The 24583-nt window shown below is 36.3% G+C and carries 23 protein-coding genes and 1 riboswitch; all 23 genes read left to right on the forward strand.

Going from position 1 to position 24583, the window contains the following annotated elements; genetic code table 11:
• Positions 1–22 precede the first annotated feature (22 nt).
• The 23 genes from BHF70_RS11645 to BHF70_RS11755 all read left to right on the forward strand — a co-directional run bounded on the left by BHF70_RS11645 (position 23) and on the right by BHF70_RS11755 (position 24575).
• Entirely contained in the window at positions 23–499 is a 477-nt protein-coding gene (locus BHF70_RS11645) for a 3-isopropylmalate dehydratase small subunit (protein ID WP_075760378.1), read from the forward strand.
• A gap of 2 nt (positions 500–501) precedes the next feature.
• Positions 502–1743: a 3-isopropylmalate dehydratase large subunit gene (locus BHF70_RS11650; RefSeq protein WP_075760379.1), complete on the forward strand. Its 1242-nt coding sequence runs from the start codon at positions 502–504 to the stop codon at positions 1741–1743.
• Positions 1744–1773: 30 nt separating this feature from the next.
• Positions 1774–2265, forward strand: a complete 492-nt coding sequence (locus BHF70_RS11655; RefSeq protein ID WP_075760380.1) for a LeuD/DmdB family oxidoreductase small subunit — start codon at positions 1774–1776, stop codon at positions 2263–2265.
• Between the two features lie 5 nt (positions 2266–2270).
• Entirely contained in the window at positions 2271–3512 is a 1242-nt protein-coding gene (locus BHF70_RS11660; protein WP_075760381.1) for a 3-isopropylmalate dehydratase large subunit, read from the forward strand.
• An 88-nt stretch (positions 3513–3600) separates the two neighbouring features.
• A complete protein-coding gene (locus tag BHF70_RS11665) occupies positions 3601–4773 on the forward strand; it encodes a cation diffusion facilitator family transporter (RefSeq protein WP_075760382.1) in 1173 nt (390 codons plus the stop codon).
• A 151-nt stretch (positions 4774–4924) separates the two neighbouring features.
• On the forward strand, positions 4925–6109 hold the full coding sequence (locus tag BHF70_RS11670) for a MerR family transcriptional regulator (RefSeq protein ID WP_075760383.1): 1185 nt from the start codon (positions 4925–4927) through the stop codon (positions 6107–6109).
• Between the two features lie 13 nt (positions 6110–6122).
• The gene (gene rfbD, locus BHF70_RS11675) at positions 6123–6968 is read left to right on the forward strand and encodes a dTDP-4-dehydrorhamnose reductase (RefSeq protein ID WP_075760384.1); all 846 of its coding nucleotides are present in this window, start codon (positions 6123–6125) and stop codon (positions 6966–6968) included.
• 10 nt (positions 6969–6978) lie between these two features.
• Positions 6979–7533 carry a dTDP-4-dehydrorhamnose 3,5-epimerase gene (rfbC, locus tag BHF70_RS11680; protein ID WP_075760385.1) on the forward strand — a complete coding sequence of 185 codons (555 nt, stop codon included), beginning with the start codon at positions 6979–6981 and terminating at the stop codon, positions 7531–7533.
• Positions 7534–7563: 30 nt separating this feature from the next.
• Positions 7564–8445 (forward strand): glucose-1-phosphate thymidylyltransferase RfbA, encoded by an 882-nt coding sequence (gene rfbA, locus BHF70_RS11685; RefSeq protein WP_075760603.1) that lies wholly within the window; start codon positions 7564–7566, stop codon positions 8443–8445.
• Positions 8446–8457: 12 nt separating this feature from the next.
• Positions 8458–9480 (forward strand): dTDP-glucose 4,6-dehydratase, encoded by a 1023-nt coding sequence (rfbB, locus tag BHF70_RS11690; RefSeq protein ID WP_075760386.1) that lies wholly within the window; start codon positions 8458–8460, stop codon positions 9478–9480.
• Positions 9481–9497: 17 nt separating this feature from the next.
• A complete protein-coding gene (locus BHF70_RS11695; RefSeq protein ID WP_242946365.1) occupies positions 9498–9980 on the forward strand; it encodes a VanZ family protein in 483 nt (160 codons plus the stop codon).
• Positions 9981–9987: 7 nt separating this feature from the next.
• A complete protein-coding gene (locus BHF70_RS11700) occupies positions 9988–10749 on the forward strand; it encodes an N-acetylmuramoyl-L-alanine amidase (protein WP_075760388.1) in 762 nt (253 codons plus the stop codon).
• Between the two features lie 115 nt (positions 10750–10864).
• A complete protein-coding gene (locus BHF70_RS11705) occupies positions 10865–11749 on the forward strand; it encodes a DUF445 domain-containing protein (protein WP_075760389.1) in 885 nt (294 codons plus the stop codon).
• Between the two features lie 96 nt (positions 11750–11845).
• A complete protein-coding gene (locus tag BHF70_RS11710) occupies positions 11846–12622 on the forward strand; it encodes a polysaccharide deacetylase family protein (protein WP_242946367.1) in 777 nt (258 codons plus the stop codon).
• A 45-nt stretch (positions 12623–12667) separates the two neighbouring features.
• Positions 12668–12844: riboswitch (cobalamin riboswitch) on the forward strand.
• Positions 12845–13020: 176 nt separating this feature from the next.
• Positions 13021–13713: a DUF4430 domain-containing protein gene (locus tag BHF70_RS11715; RefSeq protein WP_230973595.1), complete on the forward strand. Its 693-nt coding sequence runs from the start codon at positions 13021–13023 to the stop codon at positions 13711–13713.
• Position 13714: 1 nt separating this feature from the next.
• A complete protein-coding gene (locus BHF70_RS11720; protein WP_075760391.1) occupies positions 13715–14551 on the forward strand; it encodes an energy-coupling factor transporter transmembrane component T in 837 nt (278 codons plus the stop codon).
• Positions 14538–16085 (forward strand): ABC transporter ATP-binding protein, encoded by a 1548-nt coding sequence (locus BHF70_RS11725; protein WP_075760392.1) that lies wholly within the window; start codon positions 14538–14540, stop codon positions 16083–16085. The genes BHF70_RS11720 and BHF70_RS11725 overlap by 14 nt, the downstream gene beginning before the upstream one ends.
• Positions 16082–16699 (forward strand): ECF transporter S component, encoded by a 618-nt coding sequence (locus tag BHF70_RS11730; protein WP_242946369.1) that lies wholly within the window; start codon positions 16082–16084, stop codon positions 16697–16699. Before BHF70_RS11725 ends, BHF70_RS11730 begins: the two co-directional genes overlap by 4 nt.
• Before the next feature lie 27 nt (positions 16700–16726).
• Positions 16727–18562, forward strand: a complete 1836-nt coding sequence (locus tag BHF70_RS11735) for an outer membrane protein assembly factor BamB family protein (protein ID WP_075760393.1) — start codon at positions 16727–16729, stop codon at positions 18560–18562.
• A 104-nt stretch (positions 18563–18666) separates the two neighbouring features.
• A complete protein-coding gene (locus BHF70_RS11740; protein ID WP_075760394.1) occupies positions 18667–20331 on the forward strand; it encodes a hypothetical protein in 1665 nt (554 codons plus the stop codon).
• 247 nt (positions 20332–20578) lie between these two features.
• Positions 20579–22699, forward strand: a complete 2121-nt coding sequence (locus tag BHF70_RS11745; RefSeq protein WP_075760395.1) for a glutamine synthetase III family protein — start codon at positions 20579–20581, stop codon at positions 22697–22699.
• 107 nt (positions 22700–22806) lie between these two features.
• Positions 22807–23580 (forward strand): polysaccharide deacetylase family protein, encoded by a 774-nt coding sequence (locus BHF70_RS11750; RefSeq protein WP_075760396.1) that lies wholly within the window; start codon positions 22807–22809, stop codon positions 23578–23580.
• A gap of 59 nt (positions 23581–23639) precedes the next feature.
• A complete protein-coding gene (locus BHF70_RS11755; RefSeq protein WP_075760397.1) occupies positions 23640–24575 on the forward strand; it encodes a calcium/sodium antiporter in 936 nt (311 codons plus the stop codon).
• The last annotated feature ends 8 nt before the right edge of the window (positions 24576–24583 follow it).

The following is a 24583-nucleotide window of genomic DNA, read 5'->3' on the forward strand; positions in this document are numbered from 1 at the left end:
GACTTTAAAAGGAGGAAATGTTATGGGACAGGTTTTTAAGTTTCATAATGATGTAGATACTGACCAGATTATTGCATCCCAGTATTTACTTTTGCCAAATATTGAAGAAATGAAAGTGTATACTTTTGAATCAATTGACAAAGATTTTGCAAAAAAAGTGAAGGAAGGGGATATTGTTGTTGCAGGAGAGAATTTTGGATGTGGTTCTTCCAGAGAACAGGCACCAAGTGTATTAAAAGCACTGGGTGTGAAAGCAGTTGTTGCTAAATCTTTTGCACGAATTTTTTATAGAAATTCAATTAATATCGGGCTGCCGGTCATTATAAGCAAAGATCTGTATGATAAAGTGGAAGATCAGGACCAGATAGAAATTGACTTGACTAAAGGATTAATAGAACTGGATAAGGAGACACTTCCTTGTACAAAATTACCACCATATATGCAGAATATTTTAGATAATGGTGGATTGATCAGTTTTTTGAATAAGGAGGAAGCATAAATATGGGAATGACCATTGGAGAAAAAATTATTGCACGTGCTGCAAAGGTTGATCAGGTGAAAGCAGGAGAAATTCATACCATTGAAGTGGATCGTCTTATGAGTAATGACGGAACAACACATCTGACCATTGATATGTATCATAATCAGCTGAAAAATCCTCGTATTGCGGATAAAGATAAACTGGTGTTTATTATGGACCATAATGTACCGGCTGAGAATCCCAAGACAGCAGCAGCTCATCGTAAAATGCGTAATTTTGCCAAAGAACATGATATTAAGCTGTATGAAGGAAAAGGTGTCTGTCATCAGATCATGGTTGAAAACCACGTATGTCCTGGAGAATTTATTATGGGTGCCGATTCTCATACATGTACATATGGAGCACTGGGAGCTTTTGGAACTGGAATTGGATGTACAGATTTCCTGTATGCCATGGTAACAGGACAATCCTGGGTACTGGTGCCTGAAACCATTCGTTTTGAATTGACAGGTAAATTAAAAGAGGGAGTATATGCCCGCGATCTGATGCTTTCCATTATCGGAATGGTTGGAGCAAATGGCTGCAACTATAAAGTTATGGAGTTTGCAGGTGAAGGTGCTCATAATCTTGATATTGATGAACGTCTGGTACTCTGTAATCTGGCAGTGGAAGCAGGAGCAAAAACCGGTATTGTAGAGCCAGATGAAAAAGTAGTGGAGTATATTGAAAGTCGCGGACGAAAAGCAGATAATCTGTTTGTCAGTGATGATGATGCGGAATTTGAAAAAGTATATCATATTAATCTTGATGAGATTGAACCGGTAGTTGCAAGACCTCATCAGATTGATGATGTAGTTCCTGTTGGTGAAGTGCAGGATGTCAAAATCGATGAGGCATTTTTAGGTTCCTGTAACAATGGGCGAATTGAAGAACTGCGTGTTGCCGCAGAAATCTTAAAAGGTAAAAAAGTTAATGACCATGTAAGATTTATTATTGCACCGGCATCAAATGAAGTATATTTACAGGCATTAGAAGAAGGACTCATTGATATTTTCATGGAATCAGGAGCTATGGTGATGAACTGTAACTGCAGTGTCTGCTGGGGAAGCTGTCAGGGGGTTATTGGAGAAGGAGAAGTATTAATATCTACCGGAACCAGAAACTTTAAAGGACGTGCAGGACATCCGGATTCCTTTGTATATCTTGGATCAGCAGCAACAGTAACAGCGTCAGCAATTGCAGGAACTATTGTAGGCGCATAGGAATATTTTATATAGAAAAGGAAGTTTAATATGGAACAGTTTACAGGTAAAGTCTGGGTGCTGGGTGATGATATTGATACGGATATTATTATTCCTACAGAATATCTGGCACTTCCGACAGTAGAAGATATGAAACAGTATGGATTTTCACCACTTCGTCCGGAACTTGCAGGACAGATTGGTGAAGGAGACATTATTGTTGCAGGGAAAAACTTTGGATGCGGATCTTCCAGAGAACAGGCACCAGAAATCATCAAGGCACTGAAAATTAAATGTGTCATTGCAAAGTCATTTGCCAGAATCTTTTTCCGCAATTCCATTAATAACGGGTTGCTTTTAATTGAAAATGACAAGATTCAGGATGCAGTAAAAGAGGGAGATACCATTGATGTAACCCTTGGAGAAAAAATTGTACATAACGGTGAAACATATGAGATTCATTCTCTTCCGGATAATCTGATGGAAATCATCAATGCCGGTGGATTAGTGGAAGCAATGAAAAAAAGAAACGGGGTGAAATAAGTATCATGGGAAGTACAATGATTGAAAAGATTATCAGCAGAAATATTGGAGCTGAGTCAGTTAAACCAGGACAAATTGTTACGGTAAATGTGGATCGTGTTATGATACATGATATTTTTATCCCTTTTGTTGCAGATAAATTTGAAGAAATGGGATTTACAAAGTTATGGGATCCTGACAAAGTTGTTTTGATTTATGATCACATGGTGCCGGCAAGTACTGTGGATGATATTCGTCATTTCAAAATTGGAGATGCATTTGCTGAAAAATACGGAATGACCCATGTTCACAGAAGTGATGGAATCTGCCATCAGCTAATGACAGAATGCGGTTATGCAAAACCAGGAAATATTGTGTTTGGAACAGATTCACACACAACAACTTATGGATGTGTCGGATGTTTCTCTTCAGGTATCGGATATACAGAAATGGCATCTATTCTTGGTACAGGGGAATTGTGGGTAAGAGTTCCTGAAACCATTAAAGTTGTGGTAAATGGAAAATTACCGGAAAATGTCAGTGCAAAAGATATTATTTTAAGACTGATTGGTGATTTGAGAGCTGACGGAGCAACGTATAAAGCATTAGAATTTTCAGGAAGCACTATTGATGAAATGAGTGTTGCATCCAGAATGAGTATGTCTAATATGGCGATTGAAGCTGGTGCAAAATGTGCTTTGTTTGCACCGGATGAGAAGACAGCCGAATATTCTAATGTTGAACTATCTGATGTGGATTGGATTTACGGGGATGAAGATGCCCAGTATTGTCAGACGATTACATATAATGCGGAAGATCTGGTACCAGTGGTTGCCTGTCCATCTCAGGTGGATAAGATTCGTAATGTCAAAGAAGTTGAAGGTACAGAACTTGATCAGGTCTTTATTGGATCTTGTACCAATGGACGTCTGGAAGATTTGAAAGCAGCTGCAGAGATTTTAGATGGCAAGAAGGTTGCAGATTATGTAAAACTCATTGTAACTCCAGCCAGCAGAAAAATTTACAAAGAAGCTGCAAAGGCAGGTTATTTAACCATTTTAGCCAAGGCTGGAGCCATTATTACACAGCCGGGATGTGGACTTTGCTGCGGACGTGCGGGAGGAATTCTTACTGACGGAGAAAAAATTCTGGCAACAAATAATCGAAATTTCCTTGGAAGAATGGGAACATCTAAGGTTGAAATATATCTTGGATCACCAAAAACAGCAGCAGCTTCTGCTGTTGCAGGGAAAATTGTAGAAGCATAATGTTTAAAGAGATGTCCCCCGTTTTATGTGCGTAAAGCTATAAGCGGGGGATAACAAATATATATGAAAGAATAGGACAGAAAATAAGATGACGAATTTATTAATTTCTTTTTTTATTAAAGATAAGGATAATGTAAAGGATGCGAAGGTACGAAACGCATATGGCGTGCTTGGAGGAATCGTAGGAATTGGCTGTAATATTATGTTATTTATCTGTAAGTTTTTTGCAGGAATTATTACCGGAGCAATTTCTATTACGGCAGATGCATTTAATAATCTTGCGGATGCGGCTTCTTCCATTATCACGTTAATTGGTTTTCATATGGCGGGGAAGCCTGCAGATGAGGATCATCCATTCGGACATGGAAGAATGGAGTATATTTCAGGACTTATTGTTGCATTGGCAATTTTGATGATGGGTGTAGAATTATTTAAGACTGCAGTATCTAAGATTGTGAATCCAGAAGAAATAACCTTTCAGGCAGTATCAATTATAATTTTAGTATTATCAATTCTTGTAAAATTCTGGATGTCTGTATTTAATAATAAAATAGGGGATAAAATTCAGTCAGAGACAATGAAAGCTACCGCAATGGATAGTCTGAATGACTGTATTTCCACAGCTGCTGTTCTTGGTGGAATGCTTATCTTCCATTTTATGGGATATAATCTGGATGGATATATAGGAATTTTTGTAGCATGTTTTGTCCTTTGGGGTGGCTATGGTGCAGTCAGAGACACGCTAGATCCTCTTTTAGGTGAAACACCGGATCCAGAGCTGGTTGAGAATATTGAAGATATGGTTATGCGTCATGATATGATTATTGGAATTCATGATATGATAGTCCATGATTATGGCCCGGGTCGGAGAATTGTATCTCTTCATGCAGAAGTTCCATATAATGTTGATATTTTAGAAGCTCATGATCTGATCGATCATGTGGAAATGCGTCTGATGCAGGAATATCGATGCGAGGCAACAATTCATATGGATCCGGTTGTAACAGACGATGAAGAAACTACTAAGAGCAAACAGCTTGTGGAAACCTTGATTCATAATTACGATGAGACATTATCCATTCATGATTTTCGTATGGTGAAAGGAAAGACTCATACAAATGTAATTTTTGATATGGTAATCCCATATGGGGAAAATTATCAGGTAAATAAAATTGTGAAAGATGTCCGACAAAAAATTCAGCAGGAGCTGCCGGGAAATCATTTTGCAGTGATTAAGGTTGATCGAAATATGGTGATGTAGTGAAAATTGAAAAAAGAAAAATTTTATTCAGAAAATAAAGAGAAAAAGAAAAGATAGATTGGTATATAATCTGTCTTTTTCTTTTTTTTCTTGACAGTTCCCTTACGTTACCCTTTATGATAGACTAAAGAGAGAATCAGGAGGTATGGCCATGACCAAAGATGGATATTATACATCCGGGGAGTTTGCCAGAAAGGCGAATGTAACTCTTCGCACGATTCGTTATTATGATCGGCAGGGGATTTTAAAACCCAGTAAAGTTGCAGATAACGGATATCGTCTATATACAGATGCTGATTTTGCTAAGCTTCAGAAAATTCTGTCTTTAAAGTATCTTGGATTTTCTCTGGAAGAAATCATGACAATGACAATTAACGATAATGACAGAGATTATATAAAAGAATCCATAAGACTTCAGTTGAATCTGGTACAGAAAAAGATGGAACATTTAAAGATGGTAGAACAGTCCCTGAAGGATACAGCGAAACGTATGGAGAATGCGGAAGAAATTGATTGGAATGAGGTCATCAACTTACTGCATGTAACTAATATGGAAAAGAGTCTGGTGGAACAATATAAGAATTCTTCTAATTTAAATATTCGGATTGGACTTCATCAGAAATATTCACAGAACCCGGTTCCATGGTTTGACTGGATTTTTCAGCAGATTCATTTGCAAAAAGGAGAAAAAGTTCTAGAGCTTGGTTGCGGTACAGGAGAACTGTGGAAAGGACACGGGAAAGAGATTCCAGAAGGAGTAAAGATTATTTTATCTGATCAGTCTAAAGGAATGGTTGAAGATGCTAAAAAGAATATAAATGATGATTCTGGAATGTTTTCCTATGAGACATTTGACTGTAATGTAATTCCAAAAGAAAATCATAAATTTGATAAAGTTATAGCTAATCATGTGCTGTTCTATCTTCCGGATCGGCAGAAAGTATTTCGGGAAGTGCATAGGGTTTTAAAGCCGGGAGGCTGTTTTATCTGTAGTACATATGGATCACAGCATATGCAGGAAATTACTCAGCTGGTAAAAGAATTTGATAAGAGAATTATATTATCTGCCAATACATTATATGATGTGTTTGGACTGGAAAATGGAGAAAAGCAGTTAAGACAGGTTTTTACGGAAGTAGAAGAAATTGATTATCAGGATGAACTTCTGGTAGATCAGCCGGAACCGTTGATTTCTTATATTTTATCCTGTCATGGAAATCAGCATGAATATTTAAATCACAGATATCTGGAGTTTAAAGAATTTGTCCGAAAAAAAATTGCAACAGAAAAAATTATGAGAATAACCAAATCTGCAGGAATTTTTATTTGCAAATAAGAAAGGAAAAGATATGAAAGTTTTTGTAACAGGTGTAAAAGGTCAGCTTGGTCATGATGTAATGAATGAGTTGAAAAAGCGGGAAATTCATGCCATTGGTGTGGATATTGATGAAATGGACATTACAGATGCAGATCAGGTGGAAAAAGTAATTAGAGATGCGGCACCGGATGCCGTGATTCATTGTGCAGCCTATACAGCAGTGGATGCAGCAGAAGAAAATGTGGATATTTGCCGAAAAGTTAATGCACAGGGAACAGAAAATATTGCAAAAGTATGTGAAACACTGGACATTAAAATGATGTACATTAGTACTGATTATGTATTTAATGGACAAGGGGAAAGACCATGGGAGCCAGACGATGAAAGGGAACCATTAAATGTTTATGGACAGACCAAATATGAAGGTGAACTGGCAGTTGAAAAATATGTAAAGAAATTTTTTACCGTCCGTATTGCATGGGTATTTGGAATTAATGGAAAGAATTTTATTAAAACAATGCTGAACCTGGGGAAAACACATGATAAATTGACGGTTGTCAATGATCAGACAGGTTCTCCGACTTATACTTATGATCTGGCAAGACTTTTGGTTGATATGATTCAGACAGAAAAATATGGAAGATATCATGCAACCAATGAAGGGCTTTGTACCTGGTATGAGTTCGCCTGTGAGATTTTTAAACAGGCAGGAATGGATGTTTCTGTATCACCGGTAACAAGTGATGAATATCTATCCAAAGCAAAACGTCCGGCAAACAGTCGGATGGATAAGAGTAAATTAGCAGAAAACGGATTTCAGCCGTTGCCTGAATGGCAGGATGCTTTAAAGAGATACTTAAAAGAGATTGAATATTAGGAGGAAAATCATGGGAAAAATCACAGTCACACCTTGTGAAATCGAAGGACTTTATGTTATTGAACCAACAGTATTTAAAGATGAAAGAGGATATTTTGTAGAAACTTACAATCAAAATGATATGAAAGAAGCCGGACTTGATATGGTATTTGTACAGGATAATCAGTCCATGTCAACCAGAGGTGTTTTAAGAGGTCTTCATTTTCAGAAACAGTATCCTCAGGGAAAACTGGTTCGTGTGGTCAGGGGAAAAGTGTTTGATGTTGCAGTGGATTTAAGATCAGATTCTGAAACTTACGGAAAATGGTTTGGTGTAGAATTGTCTGCTGAAAATATGAAACAGTTTTACATTCCAGAAGGGTTTGCACATGGATTCCTGGTTCTTTCAGACGAAGCAGAATTCTGTTATAAATGTACTGATTTTTATCATCCGGGAGATGAAGGTGGACTTCTTTGGAGTGATGAGGAAATCGGTGTAGACTGGCCTCTGGAAGAAGGAGTTGATCTGATTATTTCAGAAAAAGACCAGAAATGGAAAGGTTTAAGTGAAACATTTAAGTTTTAAATGGAAAAAGAAAGGAATGGTGAACTGCCAATGAAAGGAATTATACTTGCCGGAGGATCTGGTACAAGATTGTATCCACTGACAATGGTAACATCTAAACAGCTGCTTCCAATTTATGATAAACCTATGATATATTATCCTCTTTCTGTGTTGATGAATGCAGGAATTCGTGAAATTCTGATCATATCCACACCAGACGATACACCAAGATTTCAAGCTCTTCTGGGAGATGGACATCAGTTTGGAATAAATCTCCAATATGCAGTACAGCCTTCTCCAGACGGACTTGCGCAGGCCTTTATTATCGGAGAGGAATTTATCGGGGATGATAGCGTTGCCATGGTTCTCGGAGATAATATTTTCCACGGGCATGGATTAAAGAAACGTTTGCTTCGTGCAGCTAATAAAAAGCAGGGGGCAACAGTCTTTGGCTATTATGTGGATGATCCGGAACGATTTGGTATTGTAGAATTTGATTCCGATGGGAAAGCAGTATCTATTGAAGAAAAACCAGAAAAACCTAAATCAAATTATTGTGTGACAGGATTATATTTTTATGACAACCGTGTTGTAGAATATGCAAAACAATTGAAACCGTCAGCTCGTGGAGAATTGGAAATTACAGATTTAAATAAGATTTATCTGGAACATGGAGAGCTGGAAGTTGAACTTCTGGGGCAGGGATTCACATGGCTGGATACAGGAACTCATGAATCTCTTGTGGAGGCAACTAACTTTGTAAAAACGGTAGAGACACATCAGCATAGAAAAATAGCCTGTCTGGAAGAAATCGCCTATTTAAATCACTGGATTACAAAAGATCAGTTGATGACAGATATCGAACCGTTAAAGAAAAATCAGTATGGACAATATCTCTTGGATGTAATGGCAGGAAAATTTTTGGATAAGTAAGGAGAAGTATTAATGAAAATATTAGTAACAGGTGGAGCCGGATTTATCGGCGGAAATTTTGTTCATCATATGGTAAACAAATATCCTGATGATGAAATCGTAAATCTGGATCTTCTGACCTATGCAGGAAATCTGGAAACATTAAAACCAGTGGAAGATAAACCCAATTATAAATTTGTAAAAGGTGATATTGCAGACCGTCCGTTTATTATGGATTTGTTTGAAAAAGAAAAATTTGATATTGTAGTAAACTTCGCAGCAGAAAGTCATGTGGATCGTTCCATAGAAGATCCATCTATTTTTGTGAAAACTAATGTTGAAGGAACCGTGGTCCTTTTGGATGCAGCAAAAAAATATGGTGTGAAACGTTATCATCAGGTATCTACCGATGAAGTATACGGAGATCTTCCATTGGACCGACCAGATTTATTCTTTACAGAAGAAACCCCTCTTCATACTTCAAGTCCATATAGCAGTTCCAAAGCAAGTGCAGATTTATTTGTTCTTGCATATCATAGAACCTTTGGATTGCCAGTGACGATTTCCAGATGTTCCAACAACTATGGACCATATCACTTTCCAGAAAAACTGATTCCTTTAATGATCAGCCGTGCACTGGCAGATGAAGAACTCCCTGTTTATGGAAAGGGTGAAAATGTACGTGACTGGCTTCATGTATCAGATCACTGTGAAGCCATTGATCTGATTATTCACAAGGGAAAAGTTGGTGAAGTTTATAATGTTGGAGGACATAATGAACGTACAAATCTGGAAGTTGTTAAAACAATCCTTAAAGCGCTGGATAAACCGGAAAGTCTGATTAAGTTTGTTACAGATCGTCCAGGACATGATATGCGTTATGCTATTGATCCAACGAAACTGGAAACAGAGCTTGGATGGAAACCACAGTACAATTTTGATACTGGAATTAAACAGACTATTCAATGGTATCTGGATAACAAAGAATGGTGGCAGAACATTTTATCCGGAGAATATGCAAATTATTTTGACAAGATGTACGGAAATCGTTTATAAGTTTTATGAAAAAATCAATGAAAGTAAGGCGGCTGTTATATTGGAGTGTAACAGCCGTTCTTATGATTGCAATTTTTCTGTTTTCTGCCAAAACAGGAAATGAATCTTCGAAAATGAGCATTGGTTATGCCAAAGAATTAGCGAAACTTCTTGGACGAATTGGCATTTTTGATGTTTCTACTCCGGCATTGCTGATGATGCATGCAGAAAGTGTTCATACCTTTGTGCGAAAAATGGCACATTTTACAGAATATGCAGTGCTGGGATTTTTTAGTTATCAGGCAATCACCTGTGATCTGCCAAATTCTAAAAAATCAGTCATTACGGCTCAGATACTTTGCACAAGTTATGCCATAACAGATGAAATTCATCAAATTTTTGTTCCAGGAAGAGAAGGAAAGGTATTTGATGTGGGCATCGATAGTTTTGGGGCGTTGACTGGAATTATTCTGGCACATTTTCTGTTTCAGTACATAGAATATCACAAGGAATCAATGTGAGGTTTTTATGCCAGGAGTAATTTTAGATGCGGGGCACGGTGGTTTTGACAATGGAGCCCAATATAATGGAAGAAGAGAAAAAGATGATAATCTTCGTCTGACTCTTGCAGTTGGAGAGATTCTTGCCCGAAATGGAATACCTGTTTCTTATACCAGACAAAGTGATATTTATCAGTCTCCATCGGAAAAGGCAAGAATTGGAAATGCCAGTGGAGCAGATTATTTTATTTCATTTCACCGGAATTCCAGTCCCAATGCCAACCAGTATCATGGAGTGGAAACGCTGGTGTTTGATGACAGTGGAAGAAAAGCAGAGATGGCCAGGAATATAAATGCACAGCTGGAGAATATTGGGTTTCGAAATATCGGAGTGCAGACAAGGCCGAATTTAACAGTACTTCGAAGGACTAATATTCCTGCAGTGCTAATTGAAACGGGATTTATAAATTCTGATCAGGATAATGAACGATTTGATGAACGATTCCAGGATATTGCTCAGGCAATTGCTGATGGAATTATGGAAACCATAGGAACGGGACAGATGCCTTTAAGTGGTATTTACCGGGTGCAGATTGGGTTATACAGAAATTTTTCCAATGCGCAGTATGCGTTAAACGAGGCAGTTGCTCAGGGATTTGATGGAGATATTGTATATGAAGCACCTTATTATGCAGTTCAGCTGGGAGAATTTGATACATTAGATGAAGCTGTAAATCTGGAAAATCAGCTAAAGCAAAAAGGATATGATACGTTGGTTGTAAAAAAGTAAATATTTAAAACAAAGAGCCTTATTTCAAAAATTATGAAATAAGGCTCTATTCAATAAAAATATAATTTGTTATAATGCTTGCTGAGAATGTCTGAGAGAAAGGAAGATGAGAAAAATGGAAATTATACAGATGTTGTCAGGTCCTTTTATTGGAGCATTGATAGGATATTGTACCAACTATATTGCAGTGAAAATGCTGTTTCGCCCGTTAAAACCTGTAATGATTGGAGGAATTCAACTGCTATTTACTCCTGGAATTATTCCAAAAAGAAAGCCAGAGCTTGCAAAAGCAGTTGGAAAAGCGGTGGGAAATTCTTTGCTTCGTACAGAAGATCTGGAACAGGTTCTGATTTCAGAAGAAATGAAAGATACAATTACAGAAGGAATCATGAACTCTCTTGAAGCAGAGATTCATGGGAAAAATATAGAAGAATTTCTTCAGGGAGTTATAGAGGAAGAAAAATATCAGGGAAAAAGAGAAAAATTAAAAGATTATGCAACAGAAAGAGTCGTAAATGCAATATCTGATATTGATATCGGAACTTTGCTTGCACAGAAAGGACAAGCGGTACTGAGTCAGATGGGCGGTATGCTGGCAATGTTTATAAATGAAGATACTATTCAGATGATCACACAGCCTTTGGGAGAAAAAATAAAAGAATATATTAATAATGAGGGGAAAGAGCTGATTGAAGAGCGCATATCAATTGAAATCCAGAGAATAGAGACAATGGAAATGGAAAATGTTTTTAATGATAGTGTTAAGGAGCATATGAAGGAATCCATAAAAGAAATGTATGATCGTCTGGTCAAAGGAAATATTACTATTATTATGAAACATTTTAAAATACAGGAAATTGTAGAATCCAAGATTAATGATATGGATGCTATTCAACTGGAAAAACTGGTTATGTCAGTGATGAAAAATGAACTTGGAATGATTGTAAATCTAGGTGCTATCATAGGATTTGTGATTGGAATATTGAATGTATTTATTTAACAGACTTCCAATGGGCATTTTCAGCTTGTTGCCAATAAGATGGAAAAATTATGTAAATAAAAGCATAGACTGTTAAAAAAGATTGGGAATGATTTTTTGAAGCCTTATCATAAGATTTTATCCAAAATAACGGTTATTATCATTTTTTGTCTCTCTGTGTTCGGTGTGTTTAAAAATATGCAGGAATTTCTTCAGAAAAATATTTATGTCTGGGATGAGAGAGAAGAACGGAAAATTCCTATTTACTGTGTAGATACCAAAGAAAAGGTTTTAAGTCTTACTTTTGATGTGGCATGGGGAAATGAAGATATGAATGATATTCTTCAGATACTGAAAAATGAGAAGGTAAAGGCCACATTTTTCTTTTCTGGTGACTGGATAAACAGATATCCCAAAGATGTGAAGAAGGTATTTAAAGAAGGTCATGATATTGGAAATCATGGTGATAATCATAAATATATGACTAAATTATCCAAAGAGGAACAGCAAAAAGAAATTCAGGGAGCTCATGATAAAGTAAAGGGTTTGCTGGGAATTTCAATGGATTTGTTTCGTCCGCCATATGGTGACTATAATTCTGAAGTTATAAAAAATGCGGAAGAAATGGGGTATTACAGTATTCAATGGAGTGTAGACAGCCTGGACTGGATGGAACCGGGAGTAGATGAAGTTATTAATAAGGTATGCAATCATAAGGCACTGGAAAATGGAGCTATCATTTTGATGCATACAGGAACAAAATGTACGAAAGAAGCATTGCAGCCAATGATTCAGGATTTGAAGAAAAAAGGCTATAAATTTGTACCGGTGTCTCAATTGATTTATCGCAAAGGTTATCGGATAGATCCAACAGGAAAACAGAAAAAGTATTAGCTATTGACAAAAAACAGAGAAATAGGGATAATATTAAAAAATAAACAAATTGCATAATTTAATGGTTGTTCTGTAATGGAGCATGAAATTGGAATCAGGTGTGAATCCTGAGCGGTCCCGCCGCCGTGATGAGGAGTCAAAGCAAAGATACCACTGGGAAACTGGGAAGGTGCCAAGACGTTGAATCAGAGCCGGAATACTTGCCATTATCTAAGGATATACTTTACGATGAATAGAGTCGTTCTCTTGATGCAAATAATAATGCCATATCTTTTTTGTGCAAAGAAGGATCAGTACATGGATACTATAATTTTTCTTTGGATTGAAGATGTGGTTTGTTCTGTGTACTAAAGTAGATCCTTAAATGCAAAATGATAAGCATGGAGGATCTATTTTTTATGAAAAAAATTATTACATGGCTGTTGATCGTAATGATGATGATTTCTGTTACAGCCTGCACCAAAGAAGATGAAAGCAAAAATCAGGCAAAGCAGGAAACTGCAACACAAAAGACCTTATCAACAGAAACGAAGAAAGAAAAGAGTACGGAAAAAAAGCAGGCTAAGTCAGAGAAAAAAGGAAAAGAAACACAAAAAAAGAAAAAGTCAAAGAAAACGGGAAAAAACCAAGAGGTAACAGAGACAAAGAAATCTGAAAAGAAATCTACAACAAAAAATGAAACAAAAACTACCGAAAAAAAGAAAGAACAAAGTACCACCGCCAATACTACAAGTGCAAAGGATGAACACTATTGTCAGATAGTGATCAGCTGTAAAACTGTACTAAATCATAAAGAACAGCTTCAGTCTAATTATCAAATCCCATCTGGTGGAAGAATTTACAGCGGGAAAATAAAGATTGAAGAGGGGGATACAGCTATGACGGTTCTTAGAAAAACCGGTGTGGAAATTGACACATCTAAGGGTTATGTTCAGGGCATTGATGGATTATATGAATTTGACTGTGGAAGAAATAGCGGATGGATGTATAAAGTCAACGGGAACTTTCCTAATGTAGGAGCATCACAGTATAAGCTCGACGATGGAGATGAAGTACAATGGTTGTATACCTGTGAAAAAGGGGATTTATAGTATGAAAAAAGTACTGGAACGAACGCATCCAGCAGTACTTCTGGTTTATTTTCTGGTGAATTTTGTGGCAGTCGTATGGAGCAGACATCCATGGATGACCGGTATTCAGACCGTTTGTTTGTGCACCATGTATTTATACCATCAAAAAAACATTAAAAAATTGTTACCTTATGGAGGGGTTTTCTGTCTGGCAGCAATAACAAATCCTTTGTTTGTACAAAGGGGACGGACGATTCTGTTCTATATCGGAAATATACGTATTACCTGGGAAGCGTTCCTTTATGGAATTCATTATGGATGTCTTCTTGTTAATGTATTATGGATGTTTTCTATTATGAATCGATATTTTCGAAGGGAACATTGGATTTATATATCCGGATCAGTATTCCCCCAAACAGGTGTTATCTTGTCTATGGCTATGGGACTGATTCCTAAATATAAAAAACAGGCAGGTCTTATGATGGAGGCACAGAAAAATTTAAAAAAAGAGTCCATGTTCCGAAGGGTAATGAAAGTTTTTTCTATGGAAACAACCTGGGCTTTTGAAAATTCTATGGACCAGCTGGATTCAATGAATGCCAGAGGATACGGAATGAAAAAACGCTCGCATTTTCATTTGTTCCAATTTGAACGAAAGGATATGTTCCGGCTGGTGCAAATCCTTCTCCTGGCAGCATTTAACGGATACGGATATGTAAAATATTATTCCAGGTTTTTCTTTTATCCAATGATTATCTGGAATCCAGTAAAAAATGTAGATTGTATTTTTATAATTTTGATGGCAATACAGATTTTATTGCCATTTTTGTGGAGGGATGGGAATTATGTATCAGATTAAAAATCTTTCCTTCCGGTATGCACTTGCAAAGGAAAATTCAATTAGAGAGGTTTCATTAAATATTGAGGAAGGAACCATGGTTTTAATTGCAGGACCAAGCGGATGTGGAAAGACAACCCTGCTGCGTCATTTAAAAAAGGAACTGATGCCGAAAGGGAAAAGAAAAGGTGAGGTTTTTTATAAAGGAAAACCATTAGAACAATTAAAGCCAGAGGAATCTGTGGGTGAAATTGGTTATTTATTTCAGGATCCTTCCAGTCAGATGGTAATGGATACTGTATGGCATGAAATTGCCTTTGGACTTGAAAATCTGGGAATGCATTACCAGCAGATGAAACGGACTGTGGCAGAAATTGTGAATTATTTTGATTTGCAGGAAATATATAACAGCAGAACGGATGAATTATCCGGTGGACAAAAGCAAATGGTAAACTTGGCGGCATTGACTGCAATGCATCCCAGGGTACTGGTACTGGATGAACCAACGGCACAGCTTGATCCCATTGGCAGGAAAAATTTTCTAGCAATGGTTGAAAAACTTCAAAAAGAATTTCAGATGACGATTATTATGGCAGCACACAATCTGGAAGATGTAATGGAAATGGCAGATCAGTGTATTTTCATGAAAGATGGAAGGGTTTTTACTCAGGGAACAGCAAAAGCGGTTATTGAAGATTTGATTCACAAAAAATCAGCAATGGTACAGTATCTTCCCCAGATGATTCGTCTGGCAGGAAAATTTCATATAGAGCCAACATTTTCTATGATGAAAATGAGAAATGCCATACAGGATTGTTCTTATGATGTGCTGGTAAAGGAAAAACAGGGAAATGGAATTGCTATGGAAATAGCCCATCTGTATGCAGGATATGGGAAAGATTCAGTACTTAATAATTTATCCTTAAAAATAAAAAATCAGGAGATATTTGCGGTAGCAGGAGCCAACGGAAGTGGAAAATCTACTCTTCTAAAATGTATTGCAGGACAAATGTCTTATGATGGAAAAGTAAAGTGTAAAAAGAGAATAGTATATCTGCCTCAAGATCCGACAGTAGTGTTTGTGAAAGAACGTCTTATAGATGATTTGAAAGAAATAGGTGAAGGGCAGGAAGAAAGGATGGATAAGCTTTTAGAGAATAGTGGATTAAAGGAAAAGCTTCAGAGTCATCCTTATGACCTTAGCGGAGGACAACGACAGATGGCGGCTTTGATCAAAGTTCTTTTGGGCAATCCGGAAATTCTTTTGCTTGATGAACCTACCAAAGGAATGGATCGGCAGCATGTGAGGCGATTTGGGCATTTTCTTTTTGAATTACAGGAAGAGGGTGTAACTATTTTATGTGTAACCCATGATCTGGAATTTTGTGCAGAGTTTGCGGATCGAATAGGAATGATGTTCAATGGAAAGATTGAAAGTGTAGATGTACCGGAGAAATTTTTTCAGGAGAATTATTTTTATACCACTGCTTCTGCAAAGATAACAAGAGATATGGATAAAACGGTAGTATTGCCGGAGAATGTGAGGTGCCTGTGAATATTGTGATGATAACATTTGCAGGAATATCCTGTATTCCATATTACTTTAAATATGAATCCAGAAAGCCACAGACAAGGGAGACAGTAGTTTTGGCAGTTATGGTTTCATTAACAGTTATGTCCAGAATTATTTTTGGAATAATACCAGGGTTTAAGCCGGTCAGTGCCATGGTAATCATATGTGGTATGGTTTTTGGCAGAGAGTCAGGATTTGTATGCGGCTCCATGAGTGCGTTTGTTTCTAACTTCTTTTTTGGACAAGGTCCATGGACAGTGTTTCAGATGTTTTCATGGGGAATGATTGGATGGATTGCCGGTATTTTAAATCGGAAACAAATATTAGAAAAAAACAGATTAACACTGATGATTTATGGAATTATGGCAGGAATATTCTTTTCTATGCTTATGGATGTCTGGACTGTTCTTGCTGCAGGAGAAGAGTTTCAATGGACACGATATATAGCAATACTGGCAACATCAATACCTGTAACAGTAGAGTATTGTGTATCAAATGTAATATTTTTATGGATATTGACCCCTGTATTAATAAAAAAATTAAGCAGGGTGAAATATAAATATGGATTTTTCGATGAAAGGGAAATTCAGCAATAAAAACACGGAGAAATAAGGAGGAAATGTATGAAACAAATGAAGAAAATCGTAGCAGCGATTACAGTATTAGCTGTAATGTTAACAAGTTATGTGCCGGTGTCAGCTTCAGTTACAACAGCACAGACACCAACAACATCAGAAGAAGCAAAGTTAAACTGGGCTAAGAAAATAGGTCAGTTGTCAGACTGGTCATCTCATAACTATAATAATCTATCTGAAATTGCAATATCCGGACAGTATATTTATGCAGCCGATGATAGTCAGCATCGTGTTATAAAGATTGATAAATCAAATGGAGAAATCATAGCAGAAGGAAAATATATTGATTCTGAGTATTTGATTCATTATGGGGCTTCTGTATGCTATGGTGAAGGAAAGGTTTTTGTTGGTTATGATAACGGAATCATTCAGGCTTTTGATGCAGAATCTTTGGAATCTCTCTGGGTCAGTGAAAAGGCAGATGATGCAATTTCTGCAAAGATGATATATGATAATGGAACTTTATATGCTGGAACAGGAAGCTATGCAGGAGCCGGTTCTTACTATGCTGTTAGCGTAAAAGATGAAGATCCAGAAAAGAAAGATGAAATAAAGAAGTTTTTATGGCATTATCAATCAGATTCAACATTTTACTGGAATCAGGGTGTGATTGCAGGAAATTATCTGATTGTAGCAGATAATCAGGGAAACGTAATCTCATTAGATAAAAATGACGGTGAAGCAAAAGATTCAATGAAATTGAATTCAAGTTTTAGTGGCGGAATTGCGCTTGATGCTGAGCAGCAAACTATTTATCTGACAGCAAAAGAAACAGCAACATTGTATGGCATAAAATTAAATCCAGATGGAGCTTTTGGCTCTGTAAAAACGGTTAATTTATATGAAGGTGGGTATGTAGCCAGTACACCGGAAGTATATAAAGGAAAAGTATATATTGCAGGTAAAAAACCTTCTGATTCATATTATGCAAAGGGATTTATGGCAGTTGTTGACGTAAAATCAGATCAGTATAAAGTAAATTATACAGTGGAACTACCTGCATATTCTCAATCTACGCCAGTTGTCGTAAAAGATGGAAATAAAGTAAATATATATTTTACGATTAATGCTCAACCAGGAGGAATCTATGCTATTGAAGATTCCGAAAATGCAAATTCTGCAAAATTAAAAGAAATCTTTTTACCAGTTGGAGAACAGGTAAATTATTGTGCTAATAACCTACATGCAGATTCAGAGGGAAATCTGTATTATATCAATGATTCAAGATATCTTTTTGCAGTTGGGAAAAAGACTTCAACACCGATAGAACCATCACAACCATCAACACCATCACAACCATCAACACCAGTTGTATCTTCCAAGCCGGTTACATATCAAAAAACCTCTACAAGAAAAGTTAAAGTTTCCTGGAAGAAAAAGTCTGGCGCAAAAGGCTATGTGATTTATGCTAAAGCAGGTAAAGGGAAATATAAGAAAATTACAACAGCCGGTAAGGTTTCATCAAAGACTGTAACTTTGAAATCAGGATATTCTTATAAATTTAAAGTCAGACCATATAAATATGTGAAAAAAGGGAAGAAAAAGGTTCGTAAATACTGGAAATCTTATCAGGCAAAAGGTAAAAATGGATCCAAAACAGTGAAAGCAACATATCGTAATGTTAAAGGATATGAGGGTTATGTAATTTATCTGAAAGAAGGGAAAGGTTCTTATAAAAAAGTAAAAACAACAACAAAAGGAGGAACCATTACTTATACAAAGAGCAAGGCTAAGACTGGAAAAACATATTCTTTCAGGTTAAAAGGATACAAAACAGTCAACGGTAAAAAAGTGTATACAACTTTGAAAGTAAAAACAATCTAAAGATTTGAAAATCCGATATTCTCCTTTACTTTACACAAAAAAATGTTTATGTTACCATATTTAAAAGACATAAATCATTATTTATAAAATAAAGGGAGAGTATTATGCAGTTTCAATTTGATTTTGGTAATTTCGATGGATTTGGTTCTGGTAGATCTGGTCCCAAAGTAAAGAAACCAGGGAAAAAAACTATAAGTTTTCTTCTTTTAATTGCTTTGATTTTTATTGGTATTTATTATTATATTGCTTTGCCTGCAGTTAATTATCAGGAAACAGGATTCTGGAGTGTACTTATTACCATACTGATCTTATTGACGGTAATTTTTGCAATTGTAAGAGGTATTCAAGGAGAGGAAAAAGCAAAGGTACTGTTTAAAATATCTAGTATTATGCTGGTTATTACAATTGGTGCTTTTGCAATTGGAATGTTATTATCATCCCAGATTATTTCTTCAAAAAAATATGCTGGTAGACTGAAAGTTGAAAACAAAGCCTTTGAAAAGGATATGAAAGAAACAGAACGTATTACAGATATTGCATTGATGGATACCGCTGGAGCAAGAATCATAGGTGACAGAGCTATTGGTTCTCTGTCGGACGTTGTCAGTCAGTACGAAGTCAGTGATTCCTACAGTCAGATTGATTATGATGGTAAACCGATGAAAGTGGCACCATTGTATTATGCAAGTTTTATTCGATATATGAATAATCGGAAAGCTGGAATTCCAGGTTATGTACAGGTAGATCCGATTATCAATGAAGCAAAATATGTAAAACTAAAGAATCCAATGAAATACTCACCATCTGCATATTTTTCAAAAAATCTGAAACGACATTTGAGATTTCAGTATCCTACAGCGATGTTTGAAGGCTATTATTTTGAAATTGATAATCAGGGAAACCCTTATTATATCTGTCCGGTTTTGAAAGCATATTCAGGACTTTTTGGAGCAAAAGATGTGAAGGGTGCCGTAATTTGTGATCCGGTTACAGGAAACAGCAGGTATTATGATGTAAAAGATATTCCTCAGTGGGTGGATCATGTTTATGATGGAGAACTTTTGCTGAAAAAATATAACTGGAAAGGACTATTATCCGGAGGATATATTAACAGTATTTTTGGCAAAAAGGGCTGTAAGGTTGCAACAGATGATTATGGATATCGTGTGATCGATGGAGATGTATGGGCGTTTACCGGAGTAACATCCGTAAATGGAGACAGTTCAAATATTGCATTTGTAATGATGAATATGAGAACTGCCCAGTCAAAATACTATCCGGTATCTGGTGCAAATGAACAGTCTGCAATGGAAGCTGCAGAAGGTCAGGTGCAGCATTTAGGTTATTCATCAGCATTTCCGTCACTGATTAATGTTTCAGGAAAGCCAACTTATGTTATGATTCTTAAAGACAAAGGTGGCCTTGTCAAAATGTATGCAATGGTTAACGTTGAGAAATACAACATTGTGGCAACATCAACCACACAAAAAGGTGTGTTGAAGGAATATAAGAGATTACTGAAAGAAGAAGGATTGATTTCTTCAAAAGAAGCTGGTACTGAATCAGAGGAGACAAAAGAAATTACTGTTGCGGATATAAAATTTATTCCAATTGATGGAAATACTTATGTTTATATTACGGATCGTGATGGTCAGGTGTATAAACAGGAATTTTCCAAAAATGAGGCGTCCATTAAGTATAAACCGGGAATGAAGATAAGGATTAGGTATGAAAAGAGTGATGATGGAATTAATTTAATTCCAGATTAGCCAAAAAGTGATTTTCAGGAAAAAGAGTGATAATTGCTTAATATAATTAAAAAATATGTACCGTATTTGATAAAATACAAAAAAAACACTTGATTTTTATAAAGAATGATTGTATTCTATAACCAATGAAGTTACTGACAAGGGCGTCAAACAATTAGGTTCATATTGTTTGTCGCCCATTTTTTTGTTTATATAATCAACGATTATAATAATGCTTCAAATGCTATCAAAGAAAGGAAGAAAACCTATGAAGGAAAAAATCAATGTAGCAGAAATTTTTGGTTCAAACGTGTTTAATGACAGTGTTATGAAAGCTCGTTTACCAAAAGCAGTTTACAAAGACTTAAAAAAGACAATTGAAGAAGGTACAGAATTAAATCCTGCAATTGCTGATGTAGTTGCAAACGAGATGAAAGAATGGGCTATTGAGAAAGGTGCAACACATTATACACATTGGTTCCAGCCAATGACAGGTGTTACAGCTGAAAAGCATGATGCATTCATTAATCCAACAGATGATGGAAAAGTATTATTAGAGTTCTCTGGAAAAGAATTAATCAAAGGTGAACCAGATGCATCTTCTTTCCCTTCTGGGGGATTAAGAGCAACATTTGAAGCAAGAGGATATACAGCATGGGATTGTACATCTCCAGCATTTATTAAAGAAACACCAAGTGCTACAATCTTATGTATTCCAACAGCTTTCTGTTCTTATAAAGGAGAAGCGCTGGATAAGAAAACTCCATTACTTCGTTCTATGCAGGCTTTGGATATTCAGGCTACAAGACTTCTTCATCTGTTAGGAAATGAGAGTGTTAAAAAAGTTAATACATCTGTAGGTCCTGAACAGGAATATTTCTTAGTTGATGAAGAAAAATACAGACAGAGAAAAGACCTGATCTTTACAGGACGTACACTGTTTGGAGCAATGCCTCCAAAAGGACAGGAAATGGATGATCATTACTTTGGAATCATCAAGCCAAGAATCGAAGGTTTCATGAGAGATCTGAACATTGAAGCATGGAAGCTTGGAATCAGTGCCAAGACAGAACATAATGAAGTGGCACCAGCACAGCATGAATTAGCACCAATTTATGATTCTAATAACGTGGCAACAGACCACAATCAGTTATTAATGGAAACAATGAGACGTGTTGCAAGACGACACGGATTAAAATGTTTACTGCATGAAAAACCATTTGCAGGAATTAATGGTTCTGGAAAACATAACAACTGGTCTATGGTAACAAATGAAGGTAAAAACCTGTTAGATCCTGGTAAAACACCTCATGAAAACCAGCAGTTCTTATTAATCCTGGCAACAATCATCAAAGCAGTTGATGAACACGCTGACTTACTTCGTATGTCTGCATCTACACCAGGAAATGATCACAGACTTGGAGCAAATGAAGCACCTCCAGCAATCATTTCTATCTTCCTTGGAGAACAGTTAGAAGATGTTGTAAAACAGCTGGTAACAAGAGGAGAAGCTACAAGCTCTAAGAAAGGTGACAAGCTGGCATCTGGAGTACATTCTTTACCAGAATTCGAAAAAGATGCAACAGACCGTAACCGTACATCACCATTTGCATTTACAGGAAACAAATTTGAATTCAGAATGGTAGGTTCTACACAGTCTATTTCTGATCCAAACGTTGTATTGAATACAATCGTTGCAGATGCAATTGCAGACGTATGTGATAAGCTTGAAAAAGTTGAAGGTGGAGCAGATGCTGTTGCAATGGAAGCTCATGAATTAACAAAACAGATGCTGACAGATCATCAGAGAGTTATCTTCAATGGAAATGGTTATTCTGATGAATGGGTTGAAGAAGCTGAAAGAAGAGGTCTTCCAAACTTAAAATCCATGGTAGATGCAATTCCTACATTAGTAACAGATAAATCAGTTGAAATGTTCGAAAAATTTGGAGTATTTACAAAGGACGAACTGGAATCCCGTGCAGAAATCTTATTTGAACAGTACGCACAGACAATTAATATTGAAGCTTTAGCAACTTTAGATATTGCTAAGAAACAGATTGTTCCAGCAGTTATGAAATACCAGAAGAAACTGGCAGATTCTGTTTCAGTATTAAAAGAAACAGGTGTAGATACTTCTGTACAGGAAGATTTACTTGCTGATATTACAGAAAATCTGAAAGCTATGTTTGCAGCAATCGGAGTACTGGAAGCAGATACTGCAAAAGCACAGACAATAGATGAAGCACAGGCACAGGCAAGATTCTATCATGATACAATCTTTACAGAAATGAATGCCGTTCGTGAACCAGCTGATAAACTGGAGATGTTAGTTGCAAAAGAAGACTGGCCATTCCCAAGCTATGGAGATTTAATTTTTGAAGTATAAAAAATATATAAATTTTTGAAAAAGATACCGGATTTTACCGGTATCTTTTTTTTTATTTTTCACATGCTACTTTTAATACATTAACTATGATAAAGTGAGGGAAAAACATGAAGAGAAGAACAGCTGGATTTGTTATGGTTTTATTGTTTGCATTAGGATTTTTCAGTCAGATTTGTTCTTATGAAAAAGTGAATCCATTGGGAATTGCGGGACAGGAAGATGGAGAAAGCGGAATGCTGGCTAATAATTCTATCTATTCAAAGAAAGTATATCTTACCTTTGATGATGGACCATCTGATCACACCGATGAGATTCTGGATATATTAAAAAAAAATCAGGTTAAAGCAACATTTTTTGTTGTGGGAAAGAAAACAAAAAAGGCTCAGAAACAATATCAGAGAATTGTTCTAGAAGGGCATACGCTGGCAATGCATTCTTATAGCCATAATTATGATCAGATTTATTCTTCAGTTGAAGCATTTGGAAAAGATTTAAAAATGCTCCAGGACTATTTATATCATGTTACGGAAATTAAGCCGTTTATTTATAGATTTCCTGGAGGAAGCAGCAATACTTGTGCCAAGAATATTAAACCATTCATTCAGTATGTCAACAGCCACGGATTGTTATATTTTGACTGGAATGCATTAAGTGGAGATGCGTTGGATTTTAGTATTAGTTCTGAAAAGTTAAATGAGAATATCTTAAAAGATGTTCGAAAACAAAAAAACAGTATTGTTTTAATGCATGATCTCCATGAAACAAAAAATACTGTTGCAGGCCTTGATAATCTGATTAAAATTTTAAAGAAAGAGGGATATCAGATTTTGCCCATTACCCGGAATACAAAGCAGATACATCATGTATCCGTTGACAAATAAAGGCATGTAACGTAGAATATTTTTTATTAATATAAAAAAGAATAGAAATGGGGAATTATATGGAAATATTATTACAGCTAGTATTTTTGATTGTGGGATTTGTACTGCTGATGAAAGGTGCAGATTATTTTGTAGAAGGAGCATCGATGATAGCCAGTAAATTTGGAATTCCGCAGATTGTAATCGGACTGACGATTGTAGCATGTGGTACAAGTGCTCCAGAGGCTGCAGTTAGTATTTCAGCAGCTTTTAAGGGAACTGTTGGAATTACCATAGGAAATATTGTAGGAAGTAATATTATGAATATATTACTGATTCTTGGACTAACAGCTTTTCTTACAAAAGTACCAATAAAAGAAGGAACAGTAAAAGTTGAGATGCCTTTTGTTATTGTCATAACATGCTTATTGCTTGGATTGGGAATTATAGGTGGTGATTTGTCAAGAATCGATGGGGGAATCTTCTGGATCTTTTTTATTGGATTTTTCGGTTATCTGATCTATCTAACAAAAAAAGATAATGTTCCAGATGAAGAACCTCTTCATCAGATGGGTATTTTTCAAATGCTGCTATACACAGCCGGAGGCTTGGCGGCAATCGTATATGGAAGCAATCTTACAGTTGATGCGGCTACTGCTATTGCAAAAGTATTAAGTGTATCAGATCGTATTATTGGATTAACTGTAGTGGCTTTCGGAACTTCTCTTCCAGAACTGGTTACATCTGTAACAGCAGCATTAAAAGGAAAAGCAGATCTGGCAGTGGGAAATATTGTAGGAAGCAATATTTTTAATATTTTATTTGTTGTGGGCTCTGTTTCGGTAATTCACCCAATCCCATTTTCTGTCAATTTTATTCCGGATATTGTTGTGGCAATTGGTTCAGCAATTATCTTATGGCTTTGTTCCGTTAAAGACAGACAATTGGGAAGAGGTGCCGGAATTATCATGCTTGTATGCTATGGGGTATATCTGACACAGCTGATTTTTAGATAGGAGATTAT

Origin of the sequence: Anaerostipes sp. 494a (assembly GCF_001940315.1) — a bacterium.
Lineage (GTDB): Bacteria > Bacillota > Clostridia > Lachnospirales > Lachnospiraceae > Anaerostipes > Anaerostipes faecalis.

What these genes read in the sequence shown, in the direction of transcription:
- BHF70_RS11670 (WP_075760383.1), top strand. Translation starts at nt 4,925, where the DNA reads ATGACCAAAGATGGATATTATACATCCGGGGAGTTTGCCAGAAAGGCG.
- BHF70_RS11700 (WP_075760388.1), top strand. Translation starts at nt 9,988, where the DNA reads ATGCCAGGAGTAATTTTAGATGCGGGGCACGGTGGTTTTGACAATGGA.
- BHF70_RS11715 (WP_230973595.1), top strand. Translation starts at nt 13,021, where the DNA reads ATGAAAAAAATTATTACATGGCTGTTGATCGTAATGATGATGATTTCT.
- BHF70_RS11705 (WP_075760389.1), top strand. Translation starts at nt 10,865, where the DNA reads ATGGAAATTATACAGATGTTGTCAGGTCCTTTTATTGGAGCATTGATA.
- BHF70_RS11660 (WP_075760381.1), top strand. Translation starts at nt 2,271, where the DNA reads ATGGGAAGTACAATGATTGAAAAGATTATCAGCAGAAATATTGGAGCT.
- BHF70_RS11725 (WP_075760392.1), top strand. Translation starts at nt 14,538, where the DNA reads ATGTATCAGATTAAAAATCTTTCCTTCCGGTATGCACTTGCAAAGGAA.
- BHF70_RS11740 (WP_075760394.1), top strand. Translation starts at nt 18,667, where the DNA reads ATGCAGTTTCAATTTGATTTTGGTAATTTCGATGGATTTGGTTCTGGT.
- BHF70_RS11745 (WP_075760395.1), top strand. Translation starts at nt 20,579, where the DNA reads ATGAAGGAAAAAATCAATGTAGCAGAAATTTTTGGTTCAAACGTGTTT.
- BHF70_RS11665 (WP_075760382.1), top strand. Translation starts at nt 3,601, where the DNA reads ATGACGAATTTATTAATTTCTTTTTTTATTAAAGATAAGGATAATGTA.
- BHF70_RS11650 (WP_075760379.1), top strand. Translation starts at nt 502, where the DNA reads ATGGGAATGACCATTGGAGAAAAAATTATTGCACGTGCTGCAAAGGTT.
- BHF70_RS11755 (WP_075760397.1), top strand. Translation starts at nt 23,640, where the DNA reads ATGGAAATATTATTACAGCTAGTATTTTTGATTGTGGGATTTGTACTG.
- BHF70_RS11750 (WP_075760396.1), top strand. Translation starts at nt 22,807, where the DNA reads ATGAAGAGAAGAACAGCTGGATTTGTTATGGTTTTATTGTTTGCATTA.
- BHF70_RS11720 (WP_075760391.1), top strand. Translation starts at nt 13,715, where the DNA reads ATGAAAAAAGTACTGGAACGAACGCATCCAGCAGTACTTCTGGTTTAT.
- rfbD (WP_075760384.1), top strand. Translation starts at nt 6,123, where the DNA reads ATGAAAGTTTTTGTAACAGGTGTAAAAGGTCAGCTTGGTCATGATGTA.
- BHF70_RS11695 (WP_242946365.1), top strand. Translation starts at nt 9,498, where the DNA reads ATGAAAGTAAGGCGGCTGTTATATTGGAGTGTAACAGCCGTTCTTATG.
- BHF70_RS11735 (WP_075760393.1), top strand. Translation starts at nt 16,727, where the DNA reads ATGAAACAAATGAAGAAAATCGTAGCAGCGATTACAGTATTAGCTGTA.
- rfbA (WP_075760603.1), top strand. Translation starts at nt 7,564, where the DNA reads ATGAAAGGAATTATACTTGCCGGAGGATCTGGTACAAGATTGTATCCA.
- BHF70_RS11645 (WP_075760378.1), top strand. Translation starts at nt 23, where the DNA reads ATGGGACAGGTTTTTAAGTTTCATAATGATGTAGATACTGACCAGATT.
- BHF70_RS11655 (WP_075760380.1), top strand. Translation starts at nt 1,774, where the DNA reads ATGGAACAGTTTACAGGTAAAGTCTGGGTGCTGGGTGATGATATTGAT.
- rfbC (WP_075760385.1), top strand. Translation starts at nt 6,979, where the DNA reads ATGGGAAAAATCACAGTCACACCTTGTGAAATCGAAGGACTTTATGTT.
- rfbB (WP_075760386.1), top strand. Translation starts at nt 8,458, where the DNA reads ATGAAAATATTAGTAACAGGTGGAGCCGGATTTATCGGCGGAAATTTT.